A 16,610-nucleotide genomic window follows, 5' to 3' on the forward strand; every position below is an offset into this window, starting at 1 on the left:
AGAACATGGATGTTCAACTAGTCTGGTTGCGAAGCGACCTGCGCATTCACGATAATACGGCGCTCGCGGCGGCCGCCGCCAAAGGGCCGGTGGTGGCGGTCTTCCTGCGCAGCGTTGCCCAGTGGCAGTATCACGGCCACGGTGCGACGAAGATCGACTTCTGGGCGCGCGGCGTTAGCGCGCTCAAGGATGCACTCAACGGGCTTAACATTCCCCTGCTGCACCGCGATATTGACCGCTACGATGACGCGCCCCAGGCGCTTCTAGACATCGCACGCGAGCACAACATCGCACGGCTGCATTTCAACTATCAGTACCCGCTCAACGAACAGCGCCGCGACCAGGCGGTGCTGGATGCCTTCAAGAAGGAAGGCATCGCCGTCCACGGCTATCATGACGCAGTCGCCTTTGCCCCCGGCACGCTGCTGACCGGCAAGGGCGACTACTACGGCGTGTTTACGCCTTTCTCCAAGGCGTGGCACAAACAGGTCAGCGCCGAGCAGCTTGAGCTGCGCGATACGCCCGAACCGCAAGAGCGGCTATCCATCAAAAGCGACAAGCTGCCGGAGCTACCCGAATTCGATGATGCCCCGGTAGGCGGCCGCGAGTGGCCCGCCGGTGAAGAGACGGCAGGCGACCATCTGGCGCGTTTTTTACGCTTTCGTGGCCGTCACTATAACGACCAGCGCGACTTTCCCAGCGTACGCGGCACCAGCGAGCTTTCGCCTTACCTGGCGCTGGGCATGATTTCCTACCGCCAGTGTCTGCAGGCCGTGATGAGCGAAAACGGTGGCCACCTGGCCGATGGCGATGCGGGGCTAACCACCTGGGTGAACGAGCTTATCTGGCGTGAGTTTTATCAACATGTGGCGGTAGGATTTCCCGAAGTATGCCGCTATCAGCCGTTTCAGGAACACACCAAGCAGCTTGCCTGGCGCGAGGATGACGAAGGCTTCAAGGCCTGGTGCGAGGGGCGTACGGGATATCCGCTGGTGGACGCGGCCATGCGTCAGATGCTGGCAACGGGCTGGATGCACAACCGGCTCAGAATGGTCACGGCCATGTTCTTGAGCAAGCATCTGCTGATCGATTGGCGCCGGGGCGAGGCGTTTTTCATGCGCCATCTGGTAGATGGTGAGTTCTGTGCCAATAACGGCGGCTGGCAGTGGGCGGCGTCCACCGGTACGGATTCAGCGCCCTATTTCCGGATCTTCAACCCGACCACCCAGTCCACGCGCTTCGACCCTGACGGCGAGTTCATTGCCAAATGGGTGCCGGAGCTTGCCGAGCTGCCCGCCAAGGCGCGCCATGCGCCGCCTCGGGACATGCTGACCCAACTGGACTACCCGGAACCCATCGTGGATCACAAGGCTGCCCGAGCGCGCGCGCTGGATGCATTCAAGGCGCTGAGCAAATAAAGGCCGGCTTGCTGCGATCAGACTAGAGGGCGCCTGCCGCAGCGGTCAGCGCCGTCCAGCGCTGCTCCAGTTCAGCCGCCGGTAGCGGGCGGGCAAAATAGAACCCCTGCACGATCGAGCAGCCTGCATTGATCAGAAACTGGCACTGCTCTTCGGTTTCAACGCCCTCGGCAACCACGTCCAGGCCCATCCCTCGGGCCATGGCAAGCACCGCTTTTACAATGGCGGCATCCGCATGGCTTGCGGGCAGCTCGCGGATAAAGGCGCGGTCCAGCTTGATCTTGTCCACCGGTAGCCGCTTGAGATAGCCCAGCGACGAGTAGCCTGTGCCGAAATCATCAATGGCAATCGAGTACCCCTGCTCTTTCAAGGCTTTCAAGCGGGGGCCCATGTCGCCGGCGCGCTCGTCGATCAGTACCGATTCGGTAAGCTCCAGGCCAATCTGGGAGGGTTTTAACTGATAGCGCTTCAAGCAGGTATTCAGCTGCGCTTCCAGGTCGCCCTGAAACAGCTGCAGGGCGGAAATATTGATCCAGATGGGTAGCTTGGGCATACCGCTGTACTGCCAGTGAGCCTGCTGAGCGCAGGCTTTCTCGATCACCCAGCTGCCCAGCTCCGACATCAGACCGTGGCGCTCGGCCAGCGGAATGAAGTCGCCCGGCGAAATCATGCCGTCCAGCGGGTGGCGCCAGCGCAGCAGCGCTTCCATGCCGAGAACCTCGCCGGTGCCCGGGTGGTGCTGGGTCTGGTAGTGCAGCTCAAGCTGGTCACCGGAGATCAGTGCCGCACGCAGGTCGCTGACCAGCGCCAGCTGCGGGTTATCCTGCTTGTCCAGTGCCGGGCGAAACCGCAGGCTATGATTGCGCCCCAGCCGCTTGGCACTGTACAGGGCAGACTCAAGACGCTGGAAAAGAACGCCCGAGTCGCGGCCATCTTCCGGCGCCCGACAGCTGCCGATGGTGAGGCCCAGGCGCAAAAGCTGGTCGCTGATTTCAAACGGCCGACTCATATGCTCGCGAAGCCCCGCTACCCACGTTTCATGGTCATCATAGGTAGTGGTACGAATCACCATGAATTCGTCTCCTCCCAGCCGCCCAACCACGCTGCCCGCGACATAGCTTGCCAACCGCTGGGCAAAACGGGCCAGTAGCCGGTCCCCCTGCTCAACGCCCAGGCTGTCATTGACGGACTTCAGCCCGTCGATATCGATCAGGGCAATATCCAGGCTCTCGCCTGCCCGCAGATGGCGCAGACGCGACCCCATCAGATCATGCAGCCGCCGGCGGTTGGGCAGCCCGGTCAGCGGGTCTTCATAGCCAATACGCCGCAGATCATGCTCGCGCGCCTTCTGCGCCGAGATATCGGTAAACAGGCTGATGAAGTGGGTAATAGTGCCGCGTTTATCGGTAATCGCACGCACCTTCAACCACTCGGGATACTCGTCCCCATGCTTGCGCCGGTTCCACATTTCTCCTTCCCAGCGCCCGGTAGCCTTGAGGGTACTCCAGAAGTTCTGGTAAAACGCCTTGTCGTGCCGGGGAGCAGCCAGGGCTTCAAGTTTCAGCCCGACCACTTCGTCGCTGGCGTAGCCGGTAATATCGGTAAAGGCAGGATTGACCGCCAGGATCCGGTTGTGTGCATCGCTCACAACGACGGCATCACTCGCCAGATCCGTGGCGTTGTTCGCCAGCCGATAACGCAGCCGCTGCTGGCGCACCTGGTGCCAGGCATCCCATAGCCCGAATACCACAAAACTGACCGCCACCAGGCGCAGCATGGCATCGGGCAGCCATACACAGGCAGGCAGGGCAGCGAGCGCTATCCAAACCAACGGACGATTGAGAGAAACAGGGAGCCACATGGCGATTCGCTACGTCCTATCCTGAAAACTGACATAAAATAAACATGACCTCGAGCAACATACGCATCATGCCGCGTTACCAAAAGCTTGAATACACGCATATTACGTTAATAGGTCATTTAAGTGGGCAATTCACTCATTGCAAAGCCCCCTAAAAGACTGGCTGGCAGCGACTACCGCTTAATAAAAAACGCTCGTTAGCAGCGATATATGGCGTCTTACGTGCATTCGAGGGTTTCGGGAAGTAGACTAGGACAGGCCTTGCGGGCCGTGCCTAGGCGCGAGGCCCCAGTGCTATGCTCAGGTGCTATGCCTCGGCTCTTGGTGCCGCACGCGGCCAACAATCATCTTGAAACTCGGAACGATTCAGTGACCAAGCAACATTCCTTTGATCGCGAAGAACTGCTGGCCTGCTCGCGCGGCGAGCTATTCGGCCCCGGCAATGCGCAGCTTCCGGCTCCCAACATGCTGATGCTCGACCGTATTGCGCACATCCATGAAGAAGGCGGCGAGCATGGCAAGGGCGAACTGATCGCCGAGCTGGATATCTCTCCGGACCTGTGGTTTTTTGACTGCCATTTCCCGGGCGACCCGGTGATGCCTGGCTGTCTGGGGCTTGATGCCATGTGGCAGCTGGTCGGCTTCTATCTGGGCTGGCTTGGCCACCCGGGCCGTGGTCGTGCGCTTGGCTGCGGTGAAGTCAAGTTCAGCGGGCAGATCATGCCGGATGCCAAAAAAGTGACTTACCGTATCAATATCAAGCGTATCATTACCCGACGGCTTATCTTGGGTATCGCTGACGGTACTGTATCCGTTGACGGACGCGATATTTATCAGGCTAACGACTTGCGCGTTGGTCTATTCACCTCCACTGCGAATTTCTAACAGGAGGCTCCCATGCGACGAGTGGTAGTCACCGGCCTTGGCATCGTGTCATGCCTTGGCAATGACCAGCAACAGGTTCTCGAGGCGCTCAAGAGCGGGCGCAGCGGTATTCGTTTCAAGGAAGAGTACGCCGAGCGAGGATTCCGCAGCCACGTAGCAGGCAGCGTTGATATCGATCTGGATGCCCTTATCGATCGTAAGCTGCGCCGCTTCATGGGTGACGCAGCGGCTTATGCCTATGTCTCCATGGCGCAGGCCATCGAAGATGCTGGCCTTTCCGAAGAGCAGGTGTCCAACGAGCGTACCGGGCTTATCGCCGGCTCCGGCGGTGCATCAAGCGCCAACCAGGTAGAAGCTGCCGACGTCATGCGCGAGAAAGGCCTGCGCCGCGTGGGCCCCTACCGGGTTACCCGCACCATGGGCAGCACGGTATCGGCCTGTCTTGCCACCCCGTTCAAGATCAAGGGCGTGAACTACTCGATCTCCTCTGCCTGTGCAACGTCTGCACACTGTATCGGCAGTGCGATGGAGCAGATTCAGCTGGGCAAGCAGGACGTGGTCTTTGCCGGCGGCGGTGAAGAGGAGCACTGGACGCTTTCCTGCCTGTTCGATGCCATGGGCGCACTCTCTACCCAGTACAACGATACCCCTGACCAGGCATCGCGCCCCTACGATCAGGCGCGCGACGGTTTTGTCATCGCCGGCGGCGGCGGCATGCTGGTACTTGAAGAGCTGGAGCATGCCAAGGCACGCGGCGCCAAGATCTACGGCGAGCTGGTAGGTTACGGCGCCACCTCCGATGGCCACGATATGGTAGCGCCCTCCGGTGAAGGCGCGGTGCGCTGCATGCGTCAGGCGATGGCGACCGTGGAAGGCGATATCGACTATATCAACACCCACGGCACCTCCACGCCGGTTGGCGATGTCGCCGAGCTCAAGGCGGTACGTGAAGTGTTTGGCAACTCGACACCGGCAATGAGCTCCACCAAGTCCCTCACCGGGCACTCCCTGGGCGCCACCGGCGTACAGGAAGCCATCTACTCGCTACTGATGATGCAGCACGACTTCGTGGCCGCGTCTGCCAACGTCGAGCACCTTGATGAGCAGGCGGATGGTTTCGACATCGTCACCCAGCGGCGTGATGGCGTAACGCTTGAGCGCATCCTGTCCAACAGCTTCGGGTTCGGCGGCACCAACGCCTGCCTGGTGTTCCAGCGCTTCGCTGACTGAGACACCGGTCGGGAATAAAAAACGGCGCCTTCAAGGCGCCGTTTTTGTTGCTGGCCACTTCTCATCTTTGCCGCTCACTAGCGTACCAGCGGGCGGGGCACCTCGGAAATTTCCTGCAGCTGCCCTTCGATCCAGGCCTCCACTTCCGCAAGCACCTCGTCCGGCGTGCGCCCTTGGGTCTGGATAGGCTCACCAATGCGCACCCGCAGCACGCCTGGACGTTTCACCCAGTAGCGCCCCGGCCAGCGCTCCCCGGCATTGTGCGCCACCGGCAGTACGGGCACGCCTGCTCGGCAAGCCACTACGCTGCCACTCTTGTTGTAGCGCTTGCGCACGCCAGGGTCGACCCGCGTTCCTTCCGGAAAAATCAGGACCGAAAGCCCCGTGCCCAGCCGTGCCACGCCCTGACTCAATACCTGCTTGAGCGCGCGGGCGGGCTTGGAGCGGTCCAGGCTGATCGGGCGCAGCAGGCGCAGCCCCCAGCCAAAGATCGGGATACGCAGCAGTTCGCGTTTGAGCACGGTGCAAACCGGAGGTTTCATTACCTGCAAGAACACCGTCTCCCACTCGCACTGATGGTTGGCCTGAATAACGCACGGGCCTTCAGGGATGCGCTCACGCCCCTGGATATCGTAGCGAACGCCACAGGCTATCCGGAACCAGACCATCAGGAAGTGGTTATACAGATTGAGCAGCCGATAGCGCCCGGCTAGCGGTAAAAAGGGTGCAATGGGCAGAAACAGCACGCCACTAATCAGCATGGCGAAGAAATACCCGGCATAAAATACCAGGCTACGAACCACATTGATCAAACGGACTCTCCTGTACTGGCGTCAAGCTGGTCATCGCGCGTCAGGCACCAGGCATCCAGCATACGGCCCACTTCCAGCCGCCACGGCTTTTGGTGCACGCCAAACACATCCAGCACGCGGCGGCAGTTCAAGACGCGCCGCAGCTTGGCATCGTGGTGGTGGTTCAGGGCGGTTACCTGCCCAAGCTCTATCTGTTCACCCCGGCCTTCCAGGTGGGTCGCCAACTGAGTGCGCACCATGGAAGTAAACGTGAACGCACTGACCGGCTCGGTACCTGCCAGATGATAGGCGCCCCAGGCATTGGCACCGCTCGCCTGCTGCTGAAGCATGCCCACCAGCGCCATGGCCACAGCGTCCACCGAGGTAGGACAGAACACCACATCTTCCGCCGCGCGCACGCTTTCTCCCAGCATCAGCCTGTCAATGATGTCATTGAGCCAGGCGTGGCTGCCTTCAAGCGCAAACAGCGGGCCCAGGCGCACAATCAGATGGCGATGATACTCCGCTCGAATCCGGTCGCCGGTGGTCACCAGCCGGCGCAGACATTCGTCGCGCGGAGTGGGCACCACATGCTCATCGATGGGCTCGTCAAAGCCCTCTTCGTAGAGCTGATCCGACACGCACCACACCAGCGGCACGCCCTGTGCCAGACACGCCTCCAGGCAGCTATCCACCGCGTCCGCATGCGCCCCGACCACCGCAGGGGTCATCTCCAGCGGCTGTGCCAGGGGTGGAATGATCACCGCGTCCGGGGCGATCCTTTGCAGCTGGGCGGCGCTAACCACCACCCCCTGCTCGATCACCAGTTCAGTATCCGTACGGCGGTTTACTTCTCGGGCCAGTGCCAAGCTCAAGCAGTGCCCTGCATCCAGTATCAGCAGCTTCAAGACAGACCCTCTTTTATCAACCAACGAACATCGCCAACGACCAGAGTGCAGCGTACTCGACTGACGTCAGAACGGGATTTCGTCGTCGAAATCGTCAAAGCTACCTGGGTCCGGCGCGCCATAGTTGCTGTTCTGCTGGCCCTGCTGCGGAGCGCCGCCGCCCTGCTGGGGGGCTGGCTGTGGGCGTGGTGCAGGCTGGCCACCCTGCTGCGGGTTGCCCTGGCTCGGTGCGCCCTGGCCCTGCTGGCCCTGGTTCTGATAGCTCTGACCGCCATAGTTGTTGCCCTGAGGCGCGCCATTCTGCTGCGCATAGCCGCCCTGAGGCGCACCGCCCTGGCTGTTGCCGTAGCCATTCTGCGGCGCGCCGCCGCCCTGGAAATCACCGCCGCGGCCATCGAGCATCTGCATGTCGTTGGCAACGATTTCCGTGCTGAAGCGATCCTGGCCGTTCTGATCCTGCCATTTACGCGTCTGCAGACGGCCTTCGATATACACCTTGGAGCCTTTTTTCAAATACTGCTGGGCAATTTCAGCGGTCTTGTTGAACAGCACGATACGGTGCCATTCGGTACGCTCCTGGCGCTGACCGCTCTGACGGTCCATCCAGGTGTCGGACGTCGCCAGGTTCAGGTTGGCAACCGCCGTGCCGCTTGGGGTAAAGCGCACTTCCGGGTCTTGCCCCAGGTTGCCGATCAAGATCACTTTATTGATACCGCGAGCCATAAGGCGCTCCTTCATTTAACTGACGTATAGGTAGACATCCGCGCGCTACTTGCCTCGCCGATGCCTGTGTCTTTAGCGGCTGACAGGCAGCCGCCTCAGGATTTCGGAGGAATCAGTCGTGTCAGCGCATCTCGATCAAGCCGCTGACGATTAACCTTTAAATAGACCAGGCGCTCTTCGGGCACCACCATTACATCCTCGACGCCCACCACCTCGGCCAGACGTTCGAGCAGTAAATCCAGCATATCAGGTGGCGTATCGTTGAGCGCCACCACTTCGCTTGAAAGCGGCGGTGGAGACGGCATCTGCCACATCGCCAACCACCATAGCAGGGCCAGCACCGCACAGCCGATAAACACGGCGTCAAGCCCCCACGTGTTGGCCAGCAAGCCGCCCAGCGTGCCGCCCAGAAACGCACCCATGAACTGGCTGGTGGAGTACACCCCCATGGCGGTGCCCTTGGCGCCTGCCGGGGCGAGTTTACTGAGCATTGAAGGCAGCGTGGCTTCCAGCAAGTTGAAGCCGGTAAAAAACACGAACAGGCCGATAAACAGCCAGCGCCCCTCGGAAAACGGCAGGCCAAGTGTCGCCAGGCTCACCGCAATCGCGCCAATGGCGACCAGGCACACCGCCTTGATCTGCTGCTTTTTCTCGGCCACGATCATCAGCGGCACCATGGCGACAAATGAAAGCCCCATGATGGCAAGGTAAGCCAGGCCGTGATGCGCCAGCGGAATACCGGCTTGCTGCAAGCGAAAGGGCACCGCCACGAAAATCGCCATCAGTACCAGATGCAGAGCAAAGATCGACATGTCCAGGCGCCACAGGTCCGGCCGCGTAATCACGCTTTTGAACTGCTCCCGATCAAGCCCCACGTCGCGGTGACGCACCCGCCGCGGCGCGGGCGGTACCCAGCGCCACAGTACCAGAAGACCCAACAGCGTCAGCAGGGCGGTAAACCAGAATACCCCGGCAAGCCCGGCCCAGGAGGCGAGCCAGGGCCCGATCACCATGGCAATCGCAAACGATACGCCTATCGATAGCCCGATGGTCGCCATGGCCGCCGTGCGTACCTGCTCACGGGTCTGGTCGGCCAGAAGCGCCATGATGGCGGCCGCCACGGCCCCGCCGCCCTGCAGCGCACGCCCGACAATGATGCCCCCAATGGAATCGGCAAGGGCCGCCACCACACTGCCCACGGCAAAGATGATCAGCCCGAGTGCAATCACCCGCTTGCGACCAATGCGGTCAGACAACAAGCCAAAGGGAATCTGCAGGGTGGCCTGGGTGAGTCCGTAGACACCTAGCGCAATGCCCACCAGCAGCGGAGTGGCACCTTCAAGCGCATCGGCATACAGCGCCAGCACCGGCAATACCATGAAAAGCCCCAGCATGCGGGACGCATAAAGCCCGGCCAGGCCGCTGATTGCACGACGCTCACTGGCCAGTAGCAGTGCAGAAACCTTGCGCATAATGCCCTTGAGTATGGTGAATAGAGCCAAAGCCCCTGGATAACCGTCCATTCTAGCGGTTTGCAACCACGCTGGAAACGCCGTCCTGCGTTAAGCTGTCACAAAGCGTTTTTGCCGGATAGGGGATGGCAAACGTATAATTACTCTTTTGCCGCGCGAGTCGAGGTGTTGATGGACAGCATTCTGGTCAGGGGTGCACGCACCCACAACCTCAAGCAGATCGATGTGGAGCTGCCCCGCGACAAGCTGATTGTGATTACCGGCCTGTCAGGTTCGGGTAAATCGTCGCTGGCGTTTGACACGCTCTATGCCGAAGGACAGCGGCGCTATGTAGAGTCGCTCTCTACCTACGCGCGCCAGTTCCTGTCAATGATGGAAAAACCCGATGTGGATCACATCGAGGGGCTTTCGCCTGCAATCTCCATTGAGCAGAAATCCACCTCCCACAACCCGCGCTCGACCGTGGGCACCATCACCGAAATCTACGACTACCTGCGCCTGCTGTTTGCCCGTGCCGGCACGCCCCGCTGCCCCGAGCACGGTGAAGACCTTGAAGCTCAGACCATCTCCCAGATGGTCGATCAGGTCATGAATCTGGCCGAGGGCACCAAGCTGATGCTGCTGGCCCCTGTGGTAAAAGGACGCAAGGGCGAACACCTGCAGCTGCTGGCCGAGCTTCGCGCCCAGGGCTTTGTGCGTGCGCTGATCGATGGTCAGGTGCTGGAGCTTGACGATATTGCGCCGTTGGACAAGCGCAAGAAGCATGACATCAGCGTGGTGGTCGACCGCTTCAAGGTACGCGACGACATCGCCCAGCGCCTGGCCGAGTCCTTCGAGACTGCGCTCAACCTGGCCGACGGTACTGCCATGATCCATTTCATGGACGGCGAGCAGGAAGATATGGCGTTCTCGTCGCGCTTTGCCTGCCCGGTCTGCGGCTACTCGCTGTCCGAGCTCGAACCGCGCATGTTCTCGTTCAACAACCCGGCCGGCGCCTGCCCGACCTGCGACGGCCTGGGCATACAGCAGTATTTCGATCCGGAAAAGCTGATCAGCCACCCGGAGCTTTCCCTCGCGGAAGGCGTCATCAAGGGCTGGGACCGGCGCAACATCTACTACTTCACCCAGCTGCAGGCCCTGGCCAAACACTACGGTTTCGAGCTTGAAACGCCCTGGAACGAACTGCCGCGCCACGAGCAGAAGATCATTCTCAACGGCAGCGGCAGCGAAAAGATTCCGTTTGCCTACGTGGGCGACCGCGGCCGCAAGGTCACCCGCGAGCACGTCTTCGAAGGCGTACTGCCCAACATGCAGCGCCGCTACCGGGAAACCGAGTCCAACATGGTGCGCGACGACTTGGCGAAATACATCGCCATGCAGCCCTGCGCCACCTGCCACGGCACGCGTCTGCGCAAGGAGTCGCGCCACGTATTCGTGGATGACCGTAACATTGCCGACGTGGTGCGCACACCAATCGGCGAAGCCCAGCGCTACTTTGCCGAGCTGAGCCTGCCTGGCCGTAAAGGCGAGATTGCCGGCAAGATCGTCAACGAGATCCACGCCCGGCTGGAGTTTCTGGTCAACGTCGGGCTGGATTATCTGAACCTTGAGCGCAGCGCCGATACGCTCTCCGGCGGTGAAGCGCAGCGGATTCGCCTGGCAAGCCAGATCGGCGCGGGCCTGGTCGGGGTCATGTACATTCTTGACGAGCCTTCGATCGGCCTGCACCAGCGCGACAACGATCGCTTGTTGAAAACTCTGGAGCGGCTGCGCGACCTGGGCAATACGGTGATCGTGGTTGAGCACGATGAAGACGCCATTCGCGCCGCTGACCACGTACTGGATATCGGCCCCGGGGCGGGGGTTCACGGCGGTGAAATTGTCGCTCAGGGCACGCCTCAAGAGGTCATGGATAACCCCAACTCGCTGACCGGCCAGTACCTCACCGGCACCCGCGAGATCAGCGTGCCGCCCTACCGCATTCCCGGCAATCCGGAGAAGCAGCTGGTAGTGCGTGGAGCAACCGGCAACAACCTGCAGAACGTGACGCTCAGCCTGCCGCTGGGGCTGTTCATTGCCATTACCGGGGTATCGGGCTCAGGCAAGTCGACCCTGATCAACGGCACGCTGATGCCGATTGCTGCTCGCGAGCTCAACCGCGCCACCACGCTGACCGCCGCGCCCTACGAAAAGATCGAAGGGCTCGATCAGCTCGACAAGGTAATCGATATCGATCAGAGCCCGATCGGGCGCACGCCGCGCTCCAACCCGGCCACCTACACCGGCATCTTCACGCCCATTCGCGAGCTGTTTGCCGGCACTCAGGAGGCCCGTTCGCGTGGCTACAAACCGGGCCGCTTCAGTTTCAACGTCAAGGGCGGACGCTGCGAGGCGTGTCAGGGCGAAGGCATGATCAAGGTCGAAATGCACTTTCTGCCCGACATCTATGTGCCCTGCGATGTCTGCAAGGGCAAGCGCTACAACCGCGAGACGCTGGATATCCATTACAAGGGCAAGACCATCCACGAAGTGCTGGAGATGACGGTCGAGGATGCGCTGGAATTCTTCAGCCCGGTACCGGCGATTGCCCGGCGCCTGCAGACCCTGATGGACGTAGGGCTTTCCTATATTCGCCTGGGCCAGAGCGCCACGACGCTTTCAGGCGGCGAAGCGCAGCGGGTCAAGCTTGCCCGCGAGCTTGCCAAGCGCGATACCGGCAAGACGCTGTATATCCTGGACGAGCCCACCACCGGGCTACACTTCGAGGATATCCGCCAGCTTCTGACCGTACTGCACCGCCTGCGCGACCATGGCAATACCATCGTGGTCATCGAACACAATCTGGACGTGATCAAGACCGCCGACTGGATCGTGGACCTTGGCCCGGAAGGCGGCTCCGGCGGTGGGCAGATCATTGCCGAAGGCACGCCCGAGCACGTCGCTAAACAGCGCATTTCCCACACCGGACGCTTCCTTTCTCCCCTGCTCGAACGCGGCAATCGCGCATCTTCATAACCTATGATATCAGGGTGGGCCATCTGCCTACCCTGATATCAAATCTGTGCAATAATCCGGCCGTTTGAACTTCTTTATCAGCGTAGCTAGGCAACGCCGTATGCGATTGAATTGCTTATCGTAATTAGCCGAACGACGTGATATGTGTAAGGCAATACTCATGGAGAAAAAACTGTGAGCCAAGAACAGAGTTGCATCATTCACCATTTCAATCACTACTGCTCGTTGAGCAAAGAAGAAAAAGAACTTCTGCTATCACTGGAAGAGACCCCTACCGATATAAAGGGCGGCTCTTTGCTGTGGGGAATGGGCGAGTCGGCGAATGAGTTCTGCACCTTGAAAAGCGGCTGGGCCTACTCCTACCGGCACCTTGAAAACGGCGACCGGCAGATCCTGGAAGTTTTTCTCCCCGGCGACATCATCGGACTGCGCGAATTCGCGTTTGCCGAGCGCCTGGAGAATGTCCGCATGATTACCGATGGCGTTATCTGCCACTTTCCTCACAAGCGGCTTCTGGAGCTTTTCCGCCAGTCGCTTACCTTGACCTCGGTGATCTTTGCCATCAGCAGCCGTCATCAGGCGCTGATTACCGAACGGCTGGTGACCCTGGCAAGACGCAGCGCTCGCCAGAAGACCGCGCACTTCCTGTACGAAATGTACGCCCGCCTGAACCAAACGAACGGCGATCTCAAGGGCAAGTTCCGGCTGCCGCTTTCCCAGGAGCAGCTGGCGGATATTCTGGGTCTGAGTCCTGTGCACGTGAGCCGCACGTTCAGCCTGCTCAGTGAGGAAGGCCTGGTATTTCGTGACCGGCACAACGTTACCATCCCCGATTTGAAGGCGCTTGCCGAGGCTGGCGAGTTCGACGCCTGCTATCTGAGCGATAGCGTCCGTCCGCTGCTCGAGACGTCCGCCTGATTGATTGACCGTCTGCCCCCAAACGCCCCCTGCTGATTGCCGCCGTGCGCTCGAGGGGGTGGCTAAACGCAGCCAGGCGCTTTTGCCATGCCTTTGCGCCCTGTAATCTGTAAGTCTTCCTACCCAACTGACTGTGCTGATCATGAAATCACTCTTAACGGCCTTGGCAAGCAGCGCGCTTTTAATGGGCGCGCCTTTAGCGTCGGGGGTTACTTTCAATACCCAGGAAGTAAACACTCACGGCCAGTGGCAATCGCTGATTTTGAACCTGGGTCGCGAACACCACTTTCGTGCCGTCGAAACTCAGAGCTACTCGGATGCCACGCTCAGCCTGAACGCCACGCAAGACGTGTGCGACCTGCCGTGGCTTGAAGTACGGGTGACGCTTGAAGAGCAGCAGGCAGAGAGCCGCACGGTTAACCTGGTACCCACACGAATCAGGATCGACGAGCAGCCAGTGATGGATAGCATGGCGGAATTTATCACCGAGCGCGGCGATGACGGGTTTTACGTGCACTTCTACCTGGGCGATATGCCCGCCTTGATTCGCCAGATGCGAGAGGGTGAGCAGCTGTTTCTAGGCTTTGATCAGGGTGAACAGCCCCCCTGGTACATGACGTTTCAACTTGAGGGTGCCAATGAGGCCATTTCACGCATGCAGACACTGTGTGAAGCGGCCTAGGCTCACCCTTTGACGCGAGCCGCTTCGCCAGCGGCTACTTCCACCCGATTTCGCCCCTTGCGCTTAGCCAGGTACATGGCTGCATCGGCGCGGGCCATCAGCGTCTTGCAGCTGTCATCAGGCTGCCAGGCCACCACGCCGATACTCACCGTTACCGGCTGATCAAGCCCCGGCAGTTGAAGCGTCACCAACAGCTCGCGCAGTCGTTCAGCCAGGCCTGCTGCCGCCTGGATATCCGAATGGGTTGCCAGTATCACAAACTCCTCCCCTCCCCAGCGGCCAAAATAGTCGCAGCCCCGCAGCGAGCTTTCCACCCTCCGGGCCAGGGCTACCAGTACTTCATCGCCCAGGCTGTGGCCGTAGGTATCGTTGATCGCCTTGAAGTGGTCGACGTCAAACATGAGCAGCGCGAAGGTGGCGCCATAACGCTTGGCGGCGACCAGCTCGTCATCGATTGCCTGCTCGATACGGTAGCGGTTCCATATCTGCGTCAACGGATCAAAATGCGCCAGCTGTTCTAGGCGCTGATTGGCGGAGGCCAGTGCCTTGCGCTCACGCTCCAGATGCATATTGAGCATGCTGATTTCGTAGCTTGAAATAGCCAACGTCAAGTCGCGCCCCAGGCTCATCGCCGCCAGGCGCTCAACGCGCTGCCACGCTTCGCTACAGCCTGTCACCTCCTCGTACCAGGCCGTTGGCAGCGTACCGCTTACCGGCAGTGCGACGGCGCTTACCGGACGCACGGACCAGTGAAGCACGGGACACGGCGTCAAGCGGAAGAAAAACAGCCAGGCGCGCTGGGCATGGCCCATGGATAACGGGATCGCCATCACTCCGGCCTGCTCCGGCATGGCAAGCGAACTGGTCAATGAATGCTTGGCCGTATTGCGCGTGCACCAGGGGCCATTGTGAGGATGAGCCTGGCGCAGACGTATGACCATCTGGCTGATTACCTCGGGAGCCGGCGTCTTTCCCGCCTGATACACCCCGCCGGCATGCCATAGCGCGACGCCCTGGGCTCGAAACAGGGTCATCCAGGTGGCGGCCTGATCCAGCAGCAGCTGTTCAGGGCCCCGGGGGCTTTGTTGGGTGTTCATGGAGGACGCCAGGCTGTCCTGCACGCGTTTTAAATAGCGTGCCTCGTGCCGGGCGCGCAGCAGCGAAAGCCGCTCGGTGGCGGCCTGTACCAGGATATGCACCGCATCGCGCACCGCGGCAGTTACCTCGTGCGCCGCCGTTGCATGACAGAACAACACGCCCCATAGCCCGGTTTCGCAGATCATGGAGACGTTGAGCATGCCGCGCACGCCGAGCCGTTCCAGGTAGCGCTGACGCTCGAACGTGGGTGCGCGCAGTACGCTGGCGCTCAGATCAACGGAAAGATCGCCAGGCGTCAGCGGTCCGACAGGGGCTTGGGCATCTTGAATATAGCGTACCGGGTGGCGTACGTAGGCACGCCGCAACGCCACGGGGAAATCACGGGCCGCCAGCCGCTGGCCCGCGATGGAGCACTCATCATCTGCTTTGGCTTCGGCCACGATATGTCCGTGCCAGTCCGGATCAAACTGGCATACCGCCACACGCGTAAAGCCGGTCAGCGTGCGAACGGTGGTGACCAGATAAGCCAGCAGCTCCTCTTGATGAGTCGTTTCAGCCAGGCGCGAAAGATGTTCGTGGAGCGCTCCCAGCAGGCGGTGCTGACCGTCCATCCGAAACGGCTCGAGCTCCATGAGCACATGCTCGCCGCTACGGTAAGCGCGCAGTTGAAAGTGTAAAGACCTGTTCGCCCCGCGGCTAAAGACCAGCGGCGCTGCCAGGCGTGGCTGGCCCTGCAGTTCGCACCGCACCTGCTGAGTCAGGCGTCTGCCCAGCAGTTGTTCAAGCGTTATCGGGGGTGATGATGCGCCAAGGCCAGCCAGCGTTGCGAGATTGGCGCTGGTCGCCTGAATGCGGCGGCTTTCGGCATCCAGTACCAGCAGGGCACCGAACGATTGCAATAAAGGGTAATGCTTGGACACAAACCCGGCCTTTAGTTATTTTCACCCTCCGGCTGTTGGCGCAGCAACAGCTCAACGCGCCGGTTAGCGGCGCGTCCGGCCGGCGTTGCGTTACTTTCCATGGGTTGGGTGTCGGCGTAGCCAACCGCCCGCATGCGAGAAATAGCCACTCCCTGACGCTCAAGATGACGCATCACGGCGATAGCGCGCCCGGCAGAAAGCTCCCAGTTGGAAGGAAAGCGGGGCGTGGCAATCGGAATATTGTCAGTATGCCCTTCAACGGAAATCTGCCCATCAAAGGTTGCCAGCGCGTCAATCAGGCTTTCTACCACATCTTGCCCCTGAGCTGTTAGCACTGCCTCGCCGCTTGGAAACAAAAGGCTATCATCGATGCGCAGCGTTACGCCCTCACGCCCCTGGGAGACGCTGACACCCGGAATATCGAGTGCCGCCATGGCAGGCTGTACGCCGTTTTGGCGCGGCATTAAACCCGCGCCATGCGGGCCCATAAGCGGGTCCCCCGTACCCGCCCCGGACAGGCGGGTACTCTCTTGCGCCTCCTGGCCGCCGGGCGGCGCCAGCGCAAGCAACAGTACAAACAGCGTAATCAGCAGCGTGAGTACGTCCAGATAGCTGGTCAGCCAGCTTTCGTCGCTTTCGCCCTGCGCGGCGGGCAGCTCCAGCGTATGGCGCGTATCGCGATCCAGCAC

13 protein-coding genes are annotated in these 16,610 nt (G+C 60.7%); 6 read left to right on the plus strand and 7 right to left on the minus strand.

The window, feature by feature from the left end; genetic code table 11:
- Positions 1-5 precede the first annotated feature (5 nt).
- Positions 6-1,418, plus strand: coding sequence for a deoxyribodipyrimidine photo-lyase (phrB, locus tag B0H98_RS10450; RefSeq protein ID WP_106374996.1), 1,413 nt, complete (start codon positions 6-8; stop codon positions 1,416-1,418).
- 22 nt (positions 1,419-1,440) lie between these two features.
- Here phrB and B0H98_RS10455 read toward each other — a convergent pair whose 3' ends face one another.
- A complete protein-coding gene (locus tag B0H98_RS10455; protein WP_106374997.1) occupies positions 1,441-3,279 on the minus strand; it encodes a putative bifunctional diguanylate cyclase/phosphodiesterase in 1,839 nt (612 codons plus the stop codon).
- 369 nt (positions 3,280-3,648) lie between these two features.
- On the opposite strand from B0H98_RS10455, the gene fabA reads away from it, so the two are divergent.
- Together fabA and fabB are read left to right on the plus strand one after the other, a co-directional pair.
- Positions 3,649-4,164, plus strand: coding sequence for a 3-hydroxyacyl-[acyl-carrier-protein] dehydratase FabA (gene fabA / locus B0H98_RS10460; protein ID WP_018917764.1), 516 nt, complete (start codon positions 3,649-3,651; stop codon positions 4,162-4,164).
- A 12-nt stretch (positions 4,165-4,176) separates the two neighbouring features.
- Positions 4,177-5,394 carry a beta-ketoacyl-ACP synthase I gene (gene fabB / locus B0H98_RS10465; protein ID WP_106374998.1) on the plus strand — a complete coding sequence of 406 codons (1,218 nt, stop codon included), beginning with the start codon at positions 4,177-4,179 and terminating at the stop codon, positions 5,392-5,394.
- Between the two features lie 77 nt (positions 5,395-5,471).
- Here the strand turns inward: fabB and B0H98_RS10470 are convergent, their stop codons facing one another.
- From B0H98_RS10470 to B0H98_RS10485, 4 genes are all read right to left on the minus strand, one after another.
- Positions 5,472-6,206, minus strand: a complete 735-nt coding sequence (locus tag B0H98_RS10470) for a lysophospholipid acyltransferase family protein (RefSeq protein ID WP_106374999.1) — start codon at positions 6,204-6,206, stop codon at positions 5,472-5,474.
- On the minus strand, positions 6,203-7,093 hold the full coding sequence (locus tag B0H98_RS10475) for a sugar nucleotide-binding protein (RefSeq protein ID WP_106375000.1): 891 nt from the start codon (positions 7,091-7,093) through the stop codon (positions 6,203-6,205). The genes B0H98_RS10470 and B0H98_RS10475 overlap by 4 nt, the downstream gene beginning before the upstream one ends.
- A gap of 66 nt (positions 7,094-7,159) precedes the next feature.
- Positions 7,160-7,816, minus strand: coding sequence for a single-stranded DNA-binding protein (ssb, locus tag B0H98_RS10480; RefSeq protein ID WP_106375001.1), 657 nt, complete (start codon positions 7,814-7,816; stop codon positions 7,160-7,162).
- 95 nt (positions 7,817-7,911) lie between these two features.
- Positions 7,912-9,288: an MFS transporter gene (locus B0H98_RS10485; protein WP_106375070.1), complete on the minus strand. Its 1,377-nt coding sequence runs from the start codon at positions 9,286-9,288 to the stop codon at positions 7,912-7,914.
- Between the two features lie 171 nt (positions 9,289-9,459).
- Here B0H98_RS10485 and uvrA point away from each other — a divergent pair, with 171 nt between their 5' ends.
- The 3 genes from uvrA (at position 9,460) to B0H98_RS10500 (ending at position 13,903) form a co-directional block, all read left to right on the plus strand.
- On the plus strand, positions 9,460-12,303 hold the full coding sequence (uvrA, locus tag B0H98_RS10490; RefSeq protein ID WP_106375002.1) for an excinuclease ABC subunit UvrA: 2,844 nt from the start codon (positions 9,460-9,462) through the stop codon (positions 12,301-12,303).
- A gap of 174 nt (positions 12,304-12,477) precedes the next feature.
- Complete coding sequence (locus B0H98_RS10495; protein WP_106375003.1) at positions 12,478-13,221, plus strand: Crp/Fnr family transcriptional regulator; 744 nt, start codon at positions 12,478-12,480, stop codon at positions 13,219-13,221.
- A gap of 142 nt (positions 13,222-13,363) precedes the next feature.
- Positions 13,364-13,903, plus strand: a complete 540-nt coding sequence (locus B0H98_RS10500) for a hypothetical protein (RefSeq protein ID WP_106375004.1) — start codon at positions 13,364-13,366, stop codon at positions 13,901-13,903.
- A gap of 2 nt (positions 13,904-13,905) precedes the next feature.
- Here B0H98_RS10500 and B0H98_RS10505 read toward each other — a convergent pair whose 3' ends face one another.
- Positions 13,906-15,921, minus strand: coding sequence for a sensor domain-containing diguanylate cyclase (locus B0H98_RS10505; RefSeq protein WP_106375005.1), 2,016 nt, complete (start codon positions 15,919-15,921; stop codon positions 13,906-13,908).
- 11 nt (positions 15,922-15,932) lie between these two features.
- The gene (locus tag B0H98_RS10510) at positions 15,933-16,610 is read right to left on the minus strand and encodes an OmpA/MotB family protein (RefSeq protein WP_106375006.1); all 678 of its coding nucleotides are present in this window, start codon (positions 16,608-16,610) and stop codon (positions 15,933-15,935) included.

Origin of the sequence: Vreelandella songnenensis (assembly GCF_003002925.1) — a bacterium.
In the GTDB taxonomy this organism is placed as follows: Bacteria; Pseudomonadota; Gammaproteobacteria; order Pseudomonadales; family Halomonadaceae; genus Vreelandella; species Vreelandella songnenensis.